At 62.1% G+C, this 6378-nt stretch carries 6 protein-coding genes; 5 read left to right on the forward strand and 1 reads right to left on the reverse strand.

Features of this window, described 5'->3' with window-relative positions; genetic code table 11:
- The first annotated feature begins 254 nt into the window (after positions 1–254).
- Complete coding sequence (locus QMX98_RS31130) at positions 255–1301, forward strand: class I SAM-dependent methyltransferase (RefSeq protein WP_010455519.1); 1047 nt, start codon at positions 255–257, stop codon at positions 1299–1301.
- Positions 1302–1380: 79 nt separating this feature from the next.
- Positions 1381–2244 (forward strand): NAD-dependent protein deacetylase, encoded by an 864-nt coding sequence (locus QMX98_RS31135; protein ID WP_282411904.1) that lies wholly within the window; start codon positions 1381–1383, stop codon positions 2242–2244.
- Between the two features lie 108 nt (positions 2245–2352).
- On the opposite strand, the gene QMX98_RS31140 is transcribed toward QMX98_RS31135, so the two are convergent.
- Positions 2353–3255: a LysR family transcriptional regulator gene (locus QMX98_RS31140; protein WP_077749088.1), complete on the reverse strand. Its 903-nt coding sequence runs from the start codon at positions 3253–3255 to the stop codon at positions 2353–2355.
- Between the two features lie 151 nt (positions 3256–3406).
- Between QMX98_RS31140 and QMX98_RS31145 the strand changes: the two genes are divergently transcribed.
- From QMX98_RS31145 to QMX98_RS31155, 3 genes are read left to right on the forward strand one after another with little or no spacing between them, the layout of a single operon-like run.
- Complete coding sequence (locus QMX98_RS31145) at positions 3407–4105, forward strand: CoA transferase subunit A (protein ID WP_010455522.1); 699 nt, start codon at positions 3407–3409, stop codon at positions 4103–4105.
- A 33-nt stretch (positions 4106–4138) separates the two neighbouring features.
- Positions 4139–4804 carry a CoA transferase subunit B gene (locus QMX98_RS31150; protein ID WP_010455523.1) on the forward strand — a complete coding sequence of 222 codons (666 nt, stop codon included), beginning with the start codon at positions 4139–4141 and terminating at the stop codon, positions 4802–4804.
- 11 nt (positions 4805–4815) lie between these two features.
- On the forward strand, positions 4816–5997 hold the full coding sequence (locus tag QMX98_RS31155; protein WP_282411905.1) for an acetyl-CoA C-acetyltransferase: 1182 nt from the start codon (positions 4816–4818) through the stop codon (positions 5995–5997).
- Positions 5998–6378 lie beyond the last annotated feature (381 nt).

The raw sequence follows: 6378 nt of genomic DNA on the forward strand, positions 1-6378 counted from the left end.
GACGGAGTGTCAGGCAATACTTTTGTCGACTGACACGGCGACTTCGCGGGCAAGCCTCGCGCCTACAGGGGATTTGTGTCGGCCAGGGGAATGGCGCTTTCGTCGCTTCAGGCCGCCGCGCACGGGGCTCGGACTAAACTTATTGCACGCGGGACGTGCACAGCGTCCTGTTCATTCCCACGACCACCGCCCAGAGGTGTACGCCTCGATAAACAAGGCCTCTGGACCGTGATCCTGCTGAAGGAGCACATGTGATGGACGAGGCCAGACTCAATGACTTCATGGGCAAACTGGTGAACGACATGGGCGGCGCGGCGATGCTTGCCAACGTCATCCTCGGCGAAGAGCTCGGCCTGTACCGGGCCATGGCCGACAGTCAGCCGATCACCCCTGAAGCACTCGCCGACAAGACCGGCTGCAACCCCCGCCTGCTGCGCGAATGGCTCAGCGCCCACGCCGCTTCCGGCTACATGGAACACGAGGGCGGCCAGTTCCGCCTGCCCGAAGAGCAAGCCCTGGCGCTGGCGATCGAAGACTCGCCGGTCTATATCGCCGGCGGTATCGGGGTGGTCGCGTCGTTTTTCCATGACAAGGACAAACTGGTCAACGCCATGCGCGGCAACGGCGCCCTGGCCTGGGGCGATCACCATCCGTGCATGTTCAGCGGCACGGAGCGGTTCTTCCGCCCAGGGTACAAAGCGCACCTGATCGCCGAGTGGCTGCCGGCCCTGGAAGGCGTGGTCGCCAAATTACAGGCGGGCGCCAAAGTCGCCGACATCGGCTGCGGACACGGCGCCTCCACGGTGATCATGGCCCAGGCGTTCCCGGACTCGCGGTTCGTCGGCTTCGACTACCACGCACCGTCCGTCACCGTCGCGACCCAGCGCGCCGAAGAAGGTGGCGTGTCCGGGCGTGCGCGGTTCTTTCAGGGCACGGCGAAAAGCTTCCCCGGCGACGACTATGACCTGATCTGCTATTTCGACTGCCTGCACGACATGGGCGACCCGGTGGGCGCGGCGAAACACGCCTATGACGCTCTGAAACCGGACGGCACGGTGCTGCTGGTGGAACCGTTCGCCAACGATTCGCTGGACGACAACGTCACCCCGGTTGGCCGGCTGTTCTACGCCGCCTCGACCTTCATTTGCACGCCGAACTCGCTGTCCCAGGAAGTCGGCCTTGGGCTCGGCGCCCAGGCGGGTGAAGCGCGGTTGCGCAAGGTCTTCACCGAAGCGGGGTTCAAGACTTTCCGGCGGGCCACGGAAACGCCGTTCAACCTGATTCTGGAGGCACGAAAATAACCACGCCGCTCACGGGCTCGCATTCGGCAGGTTGGCAAGTGCTACGCTGCAAACACTCAAGATACCCGGAGTGTTGAACATGCTTGACCGCCGCATCCACGAACAACTCGACCGGCTCCAGCAGCTGATGGCCGAGCAGCCGTTCATGGTCCTGACCGGCGCCGGCATCAGCACCCCGTCGGGCATTCCAGACTACCGCGACAACGAGGGCGTTCGGCGTGGCCGGCAACCGATGATGTATCAGGAGTTCCTGTCGGCCCCGGAATCACGGCGCCGCTATTGGGCGCGGGCGATGCTCGGCTGGCCGCGCGTGCGCCAGGCTCAACCGAACGTGGCCCACGAAGCCCTGGCCAGTCTGCAAAGCAGCCGGCAAAGCAGCCGGCAGATCAGCGGGCTGATCACTCAGAACGTCGACACCTTGCACGATCAGGCCGGCAGCCATGATGTGATCGAACTTCACGGCAGCCTGCACCGGGTGCTGTGCCTGGACTGCGGACAGCGCAGCGAGCGGGATTCGATCCAGCACCTGATGGAGGCGCAGAATCCCTATCTGGCCGGGGTCGATGCGGTGCAGGCGCCGGATGGCGACACGTTGCTGAATCCGGCGTTCGAGGCGCGGTTCCAGGTGCCGCATTGCCCGCATTGCGCGGGTGAGCGGATGAAGCCGGACGTGGTGTTTTTTGGCGAGAACGTCGCGCAGGTGACGGCGGCCAAGGCCATGGCGGCGGTGGAACAGGCGGCGGGATTGTTGGTGGTGGGCTCTTCGTTGATGGCGTATTCGGCGTTTCGCTTGTGCCGGGTGGTGGCGGATCAGGGCAAGCCGTTGATGGCGATCAATCTGGGCAAGACCCGGGCAGATGACCTCCTGGATATGAAGATTGAGGCCTCGTGCGAACAGCTGTTGCCCTTGCTGGCACAGCACCTCTCCCCCTCATCACCCTAAACCCCTGTAGGAGCGAAGCTTGCTCGCGAAGGCGTCGTGTCAGTCGACTTCAATGTTGAAGGCACCGGCCTTTTCGCGGGCAAGCCTCGCGCCTACAGGGGATTGTGATCAGGGCATGGACACTCGCTCGCCCAGATTCTCGGCTTTGAGGATATCGAACAACGCCTGCGCCGCCGCCGACAGTTCCACTCCTGGCTTGGTCAGCACCCCGATCGCCCGCTCCACCACCGGGTCGCGCAAGGTAATGCACCGTGCGCCCAACTCGCGCATCTGCCCGGCGCACAGGGCTGGCACGGCGCTGACGCCCAATCCGCTGGCCACCATCCTTCCGACTGTCGCCAACTGATGGCTTTCAAACTCCACCGGCAATTTCATCCCCCGGGCCTGCAAGTGTTCTTCCAGCATCACCCGTACCGTCGACGGACGCTGCAAGGTAATGAACGGTTCCTTGAGCAACGTCTGCCAATCAATGTCGTGCCGTTGCGCCAAGGGAGAGTCGTCCGGCACCACGGCAACAAAACGGTCCATATACAACGGCGTGAATGCCAGCGATGAACTCTGCGACGGCTCAAACGCCACCCCCAGCTCCACCTGCCGGTCGCGCACCATTTCCAGCACTTGCTCGTTGATCACGTCGTTCACCGTGACGTTGACCTTGGGATAACGGGCGCGAAAAGTCTTGAGGATCGGCGGCAGCAGATTGCCGGCAAACGACGGCATTGCCGCCAGGGTCACGCGCCCGCGCTGGAGGGTGAAACGCTGGCGCAGTTCATCCTCGGCGTTGTCCCAATCCGCAATCAGCCGGCGAGCGAGGGGCACCAGGGATTCGCCTTCCGCCGTCAACGCCACATTACGTGTGTTGCGGGTGAATAGCCGGCCGCCCAGCCCCTCCTCCAGGGCTTTGATGGTCAGGCTCAAGGCCGATTGCGACAGGTGCAACCGCTCGCAGGCCACGGCGAAACTCAGGCTCTGGGCCACGGCCAGGAATGCGCGGATCTGCTTGACTGTCATGGGCGCGGGCTCCAACGTATTAAAGATAAGTGATTGGTGAGTTTTATCTATCAATCAACCCTAAAAATCAACTTAACAAATAAATCATCCAGCGAGACACTCCTACCCCATACGGCTAGCCAGCCGCCCACAAAGAATAAAAGAGGTGCATATGGCAGGTTTCGACAAGCGCGTGAGTTCCTATGAGGAAGCTCTGGCAGGTCTTGAAGACGGCATGACTGTGATCGCCGGCGGCTTCGGCCTGTGCGGGATCCCGGAAAACCTGATCGCCGAGATCAAGCGCAAGGGCACCCGTGACCTCACCGTGGTTTCCAACAATTGCGGCGTCGATGGTTTCGGCCTCGGCGTGTTGCTGGAAGACCGGCAGATTCGAAAAGTGGTGGCCTCCTACGTCGGTGAGAACAAACTGTTCGAAGACCAACTGCTCAAAGGCGAAATCGAAGTCGTCCTGACCCCGCAAGGCACCCTCGCCGAAAAAATGCGTGCTGGCGGTGCTGGCATCCCCGCTTTCTTCACCGCCACCGGCGTTGGCACTCCGGTTGCCGATGGCAAGGAAGTGCGCGAATTCCATGGCCGCAAGTACCTGATGGAAGAATCCATCACCGGTGACTTCGCCATCGTCAAAGGCTGGAAAGCCGACCACTTCGGCAACGTGATCTATCGCCACACCGCCCAGAACTTCAACCCGCTGGCCGCCACTGCCGGCAAGATCACCGTGGTCGAAGTCGAAGAAATCGTCGAACCCGGCGAGCTGGAACCATCGCAGATCCACACCCCTGGCATCTACGTCGACCGAGTCATTTGCGGCACGTTCGAGAAGCGCATCGAACAGCGCACCGTGCGTAAGTGATCCCCAGCCCCCGGACCTGAAGGAAAAATAACAATGGCACTTTCCCGCGAACAAATGGCTCAACGCGTCGCCCGCGAAATGCAGGACGGCTTTTACGTGAACCTGGGCATCGGCATTCCGACCCTCGTTGCCAACTACATCCCTGAAGGCATGGAAGTCATGCTCCAGTCGGAAAACGGCCTGCTCGGCATGGGCCCCTTTCCTACTGAAGAAACCATCGATGCCGACATGATCAACGCCGGCAAACAAACGGTGACCGCGCGTATCGGCGCGTCGATCTTTTCCTCGGCCGAGTCCTTCGCGATGATTCGCGGGGGTCATGTCGACCTGACCGTGCTGGGCGCCTTTGAAGTCGACGTGCAAGGCAACATCGCCTCGTGGATGATCCCCGGCAAACTGGTCAAGGGCATGGGCGGCGCCATGGACCTGGTGGCCGGCGCGGACAACATCATCGTCATCATGACCCACGCGTCCAAGGACGGTGAGTCCAAGCTTCTGTCCAAATGCAGCCTGCCGCTGACCGGCGCCGGGTGCATCAAGCGTGTGCTGACCGACCTGGCTTACCTTGAAATCGAAAATGGCGCGTTCATTCTCAAAGAACGTGCGCCGGGCGTCAGCGTCGAAGAGATTGTCGCCAAGACCGCCGGTAAACTGATCGTGCCGGATCACGTTCCGGAAATGCAGTTCGCTGCCCAGTGAGGAATTCTTCCATGCAAGACGTCGTTATTGTTGCCGCCACCCGAACCGCCATCGGCAGTTTCCAGGGCTCGCTGGCCAATGTGTCCGCCGTTGACCTCGGTGCCGCGGTGATCCGTCAGCTGCTGGCGCAAACCGGCCTGGACGTTGCTGAAGTCGATGAAGTGATCATGGGCCAGGTGTTGACCGCCGGTGCCGGGCAGAACCCGGCGCGCCAGTCCGCGATCAAGGCCGGCCTGCCGTTTACCGTGCCGGCGATGACCCTGAACAAGGTCTGCGGCTCGGGTTTGAAAGCCTTGCACCTGGCCACTCAGGCGATCCGCTGCGGCGACGCCGAGGTGATCATTGCCGGCGGCCAGGAAAACATGAGCCTGTCCAACTACGTCATGCCCGGAGCCCGCACTGGCCTGCGCATGGGTCACGCGCAAATCGTCGACACCATGATCAGCGACGGCCTGTGGGATGCGTTCAACGATTACCACATGGGCATCACCGCCGAGAACCTGGCGGACAAGTACAACCTGACCCGCGAGCAACAGGACGCCTTCGCCGCGGCCTCGCAGCAGAAAGCCATGGCTGCCATCGAAGCCGGGCGTTTTGTCGATGAGATCACACCGATCCTGATCCCGCAGCGCAAGGGCGATCCGCTGTCCTTTGCCACCGATGAGCAACCGCGTGCCGGCACCACCGCTGAAGCGCTGGGCAAACTGAAACCGGCCTTCAAGAAGGACGGTTCGGTGACTGCCGGTAACGCCTCTTCCCTGAACGACGGTGCTGCCGCCGTGATCCTGATGAGCGCCGACAAAGCCAAGGCCCTGGGTCTTCCAGTGCTGGCGAAAATTGCCGCTTACGCCAACGCGGGCGTCGACCCGGCAATCATGGGCATCGGCCCGGTCTCGGCCACGCGCCGTTGCCTGAGCAAGGCTGGCTGGTCCATCGACCAATTGGACCTGGTCGAGGCCAACGAAGCCTTCGCCGCGCAATCCCTGGCGGTGGCCAAGGACCTGGAATGGGACTTGAACAAGGTCAACGTCAACGGCGGCGCCATCGCCCTCGGTCACCCGATCGGTGCGTCGGGCTGCCGGGTGCTGGTGACCCTGCTGCACGAAATGATCAAGCGCGACGCCAAGAAAGGCCTCGCCACCTTGTGCATTGGTGGTGGTCAGGGCGTGGCTTTGGCGATCGAACGGGCGTAAAGCGTTCAACAGACTGCGCGGGGACCCACGAAGAACCGCGCGGTCTGGTAACACCCCCGGTGTTCCTGCGTTGCAGGCTTTTGTGGCGCGGGAGCTTGCTCCCGCTGGGTTGCGAAGCAGCCCCAAAATCCCGGCAATTGTCGAAGATTTTGCGAGCGCTTCGCGCTCGAGCGGGAGCAAGCTCCCTCGCCACAGTCAGTATCTGTATGGACTGACAGTCATCAGAAGCACCGGGTTCTTTTTTGCCCCAGCCGTCAGGCAAATTTCACCAGATTCAGCGTGGGCAACGGGCCGCCCGGAAAACCGCGTTATCGTTCATCGCGAGCAGGCTCGCTCCCACAGGGTTTTGTGTTCACCGCAGATCCACTGTGGGAGCGAGCC

This window comes from Pseudomonas sp. PS02303 (assembly GCF_029959925.1).
GTDB classification, from domain to species: domain Bacteria; phylum Pseudomonadota; class Gammaproteobacteria; order Pseudomonadales; family Pseudomonadaceae; genus Aquipseudomonas; species Aquipseudomonas mandelii.

What these genes read in the sequence shown, in the direction of transcription:
- QMX98_RS31130 (WP_010455519.1), top strand. Translation starts at nt 255, where the DNA reads ATGGACGAGGCCAGACTCAATGACTTCATGGGCAAACTGGTGAACGAC.
- QMX98_RS31135 (WP_282411904.1), top strand. Translation starts at nt 1,381, where the DNA reads ATGCTTGACCGCCGCATCCACGAACAACTCGACCGGCTCCAGCAGCTG.
- QMX98_RS31140 (WP_077749088.1), bottom strand. Translation starts at nt 3,255, where the DNA reads ATGACAGTCAAGCAGATCCGCGCATTCCTGGCCGTGGCCCAGAGCCTG.
- QMX98_RS31145 (WP_010455522.1), top strand. Translation starts at nt 3,407, where the DNA reads ATGGCAGGTTTCGACAAGCGCGTGAGTTCCTATGAGGAAGCTCTGGCA.
- QMX98_RS31150 (WP_010455523.1), top strand. Translation starts at nt 4,139, where the DNA reads ATGGCACTTTCCCGCGAACAAATGGCTCAACGCGTCGCCCGCGAAATG.
- QMX98_RS31155 (WP_282411905.1), top strand. Translation starts at nt 4,816, where the DNA reads ATGCAAGACGTCGTTATTGTTGCCGCCACCCGAACCGCCATCGGCAGT.